4 protein-coding genes are annotated in these 3,767 nt (G+C 64.4%); 1 reads left to right on the top strand and 3 read right to left on the bottom strand.

The genetic code is table 11. From position 1 onward, the window contains the following. Positions 1-102: 102 nt before the first annotated feature. From ACW9JE_RS29455 to ACW9JE_RS29465, 3 genes are read right to left on the bottom strand one after another with little or no spacing between them, the layout of a single operon-like run. Complete coding sequence (locus tag ACW9JE_RS29455) at positions 103-1,005, bottom strand: transporter substrate-binding domain-containing protein (protein WP_457434762.1); 903 nt, start codon at positions 1,003-1,005, stop codon at positions 103-105. 31 nt (positions 1,006-1,036) lie between these two features. Next, positions 1,037-1,387, bottom strand: a complete 351-nt coding sequence (locus ACW9JE_RS29460) for a RidA family protein (protein WP_457434763.1) — start codon at positions 1,385-1,387, stop codon at positions 1,037-1,039. Positions 1,388-1,414: 27 nt separating this feature from the next. Continuing rightward, on the bottom strand, positions 1,415-2,656 hold the full coding sequence (locus ACW9JE_RS29465; RefSeq protein ID WP_457434764.1) for a D-amino acid dehydrogenase: 1,242 nt from the start codon (positions 2,654-2,656) through the stop codon (positions 1,415-1,417). A gap of 109 nt (positions 2,657-2,765) precedes the next feature. On the opposite strand from ACW9JE_RS29465, the gene ACW9JE_RS29470 reads away from it, so the two are divergent. After that, entirely contained in the window at positions 2,766-3,683 is a 918-nt protein-coding gene (locus tag ACW9JE_RS29470; protein WP_224537839.1) for a LysR family transcriptional regulator, read from the top strand. Positions 3,684-3,767: the final 84 nt, after the last annotated feature.

The raw sequence follows: 3,767 nt of genomic DNA on the forward strand, positions 1-3,767 counted from the left end.
ACAAAGATCGGCGTCGTACACAAATGATGTGAACACCAACGAACCTGTGGGAGCGGGCTTGCCCGCGATGGCCGCGCCGCGGTCTGCGGTGAAACCCAAAAATTACTGCACCGGATCACTCACCGGCTTGGCAATGATCGCCTTCAACTCACTGGTCATCGGAAACTCGAGATTCAAACCCTTCGGCGGAATCGGCTGTTCGAACCAGCGCTGATAAATGCCGTTGATCTCGCCCGAACTGTACAGCTCGCCAAGCACGCCGTTGACCAGCTCAAGAAACTGCGGATCGTCCTTGCGCACCATGCAGCTGTAGATCTCCCGCGACTGCTCCTCCCCAACCACTACCCACTTGTGCGGATCATGGGCCTTGGCGCGTTCGCCGTAGAGCAGCGCGTCATCCATGTAGAACGCCGCTGCGCGCCCCGACTGCAGCATCTGGAAAGCCTCGCCGTGGTCCTTGGCGCTGATCACGAACATGTCGATCTTGTTGTCGACGTTGTAGCTCTTCAGGAAGCGCTCGTTGGTGGTGCCGGCGGTGGTCACCACGTTCTTGTCACGCAGGTCGGCGAAGCTCTTGATGCCACTGTCCTTGGCCGTCAGCAACTGGCCTTTGACATAGATGAAACCGTAGGAGAACGCCACTTGCTTCTGGCGCTCGGCGGTCACGCCCGTGGAGCCGCATTCCAGATCCACGGTGCCGTTCTGCACCAGCGGGATGCGCGTCTGCGAGGTCACCAGGTTGTACTTCACTTTCAAGTCCGGCAGCGCCAGCCGCTGCTGGATACGCTCGACGATCTTGCTCGCCAGATCCACCGAATAGCCCATCGGCTTGCCGCTCTGATCCCCCACGTAAGAGAACGGCACCGACGCATCGCGATAGCCCAGGGTGATGCTGTGGCTGTTGGCGATCTTGCCCAGGGTGCCGGTCAGCGGCGCCTCGTTGGCCTGGACCTGACTGCCGAGCAACAGCCCGAGGGTGCAGCCGAGCAACGTGATTTTTTGCATTGTTATTCTCCGTTGTGGGTGTTGGTGTGTTTCACGAACGCGCAGCGATGACGGTGATTTCCACCAGCACCTGCGGGCGGGCAAGTTCGGCCTGCACCGTGGTCCGGCTGGGCGCCTGCCCCAGCGACAGCCAGGCCGACCAGACTTCGTTCATCGCGGCAAAATCCTCGCCGATGTTTTTCAGGTAAATGGTCGCGCTGAGCAGATGATCCTTGTCGCTGCCGGCTTCGGCCAGCAAGGCGTCGATCTTCGCCAGCACTTCGCGAGTCTGGTCGCCGACCTCTGTGGCATCCCCCGGCACCTGGCCGGAAAGAAACACCAGGTCGCCGAAGGTCACGGCGCCGGACAGGCGCGGGTTGCTGTGCAGACGTTCAATGGTCATGACTGAGTCCTCTTGTGAGACAGGCGTTCACGCCGCACGGTGATTGAAGCCGTGCAGGTCGATGGAAGGTTGGCGCTGGCCGATCAGCTCGCTGAGCAGGCGTGCGCTGCCGCAGGCGAGGGTGAAACCGAGGGCGCCATGGCCGAGATTGAGCCACAGGTTGCGATATGCCGTGGCCCCCAGCAGCGGCACGCCGCTGGGTGTCGCCGGGCGCATGCCGGCCCACTCCACGGCGGCCTCGTAGTCGCCGCCATTGGGGAAGGTGTCGCGGGCCTGGCGCTTGATCAGGGCCAGGCGCTTGGGATCGACGGCGGGATCGAAGCCGACGATGTCGACCATTGCCGCCACCCGCAATTGCTCGCCGATGCGCGCGTAGACGATCTTGCGGTCGTAGTCGGTGATGCTCACGTCCGGCGCCCGGTGGCCGGTGCCTATCGGCACGGTCAGGCTGTAGCCCTTGAGCGGGTACAGCGGCAGTTGCAGGCCCGGCAGATTCAGCAGAGGGCTGCGGTGGCCGGCGGCGATTACCAGTTGATCCACCGCCAATACCTGTTCGCCCAACTCGATGGCATTCACGCTGCCATTGGCGTGGCGAATGCCGGTCACCGTTTGCCCCATGCGCCATTCGCAGCGACCGGAAGCGCTGAGCCGCGCGGCCAGCTCCTGGCAGAAGGCGTGGCAATCGCCGACTTCTTCGTCCGGGGTGTAAATCCCGCCGACAAAAGCACCCTCGGCCAGCGCCGGCTCAAGCTGCGCACACTCGGCAGCCGACAGCACCTGCTGCTGTTGCGGATCGGCCAGTTTGTTGCGCGCATGCTCGAAGTTGCCGCTGTTGCGGAACGTCACCAGCTTGCCATTGCGCCGCCACTCGAAGCCGGCCAGCCCGTCGTCTTCGCGCCAGTGTCTGAGCGTGTCCTGGCTCAGCAGCGCCAGGCGCAACAGATGGGCGGCGTTTTCCCGGTTGACCGAGCTGCGGCAGGCGGCGAGGAACGAGGCCATCCAGCGCCACTGCGCCGGGTCCAGGCGCGGGCGCAGCTTGAGGGGCGAATCGCCGCGCAGCATCCAGCCGATCGCCTGCATCGGCACGCCGGCATCGGCCAGCGGCGCGACGTAGCGATAGGAGAGCTGGCCGCCATTGGCGAAGCTGGTCTGGCTGCCCAACGAGTCCCGGGCTTCGACCACCGTCACGTCGAAACCGTCGCGCACCAGCGCATAAGCCGTTGCCAGGCCAACCACACCGCCGCCGATGATGCACACACGCTGAGCCATTGCCGTTCCTGAAACCGTTGTGAAGATGCGACCGAGGTTAGAGCCAGGTGACAGGCGGCGAACAATGAATAAAGATGCCAGACCCATAAACAAAGGTTATGGACTCGCCATGCGCCTTCGTCACATCGAGATATTCCAGGCCATCCGCCAGACCGGATCGATCAGCGCCGCCGCGCAATTGCTGCACGTTTCCCAGCCGGCGGTGACCAAGGTGCTGCAACATGCCGAGCAGCAGTTGGGGTTCCCGCTGTTCCTGCGGGTGCGCGGCAAGTTGCAGGCCACCCCCGAAGCGCTGGAGCTGGAGCGCGAGGTCGACAAGGTCAGCGAGAGCCTGCAAGGCGTGCGGCGCCTGGCGCAGAGTCTGCGTCGCCAGCCGGGCCACAGCCTGCGCATCGGCGCCACCCCGGCGCTGGCCCTGTCGCTGCTGCCGCCGGCCATTCACGAATGGACCGGGCGCTACCCGGATATCGCTTGCGAACTTTCCAGCGCCCACAGCCGGGAGCTGGTGCAGAACCTGTTGATGCGTGAAGTGGATGTGGCCCTGACGTTGCAGCGACCGGATCATCCTGGGTTGAAGGCTCAGGAATTGGCTCGTGGGGTGTTGGTGGCGTTGGCGCCGAAGGGGCATTGGCCGGAGGCGGAAGTAGGCCAGCCACTGCCGCTGATGGCGTTGGCGGATGCGCCGTTGATTGGGCTGTCCAGCGCCGACCCGCTGGCCGCACGGCTCGACAGTTATCTGGAAGCGGTCGAACCGCCGCCCCGGGTGCGCATCGCGGTGCAGACTTATTCGCTGGCTCGGGCGATGGTGGAGTCGGGTGCAGGGCTGGCGGTGATTGACCCGTTCACGGCCCTTGGCGCGTCTCCCGCTACAACGACCATCCGCCCGCTGGCACCACCGCTGCCCATCACCCTGTACGCCGTGACCCGCGCCAGCGAACCGCCGCCGCATACTTTGAGTGATTTGCTGCAGGTGTTCAGTCGGCGGGCGCAGGAGCAACTGGATCGCCTGATCCCGACACCGACCTGACTGCACACACATCCCCCCTGTGGGAGCGGGCTTGCTCGCGAAGGCGCCGGGTCAGTCGACATATCCGTTGAATGACACACCGCT

The sequence above is a fragment of the Pseudomonas sp. SDO55104_S430 genome (assembly GCF_054070595.1).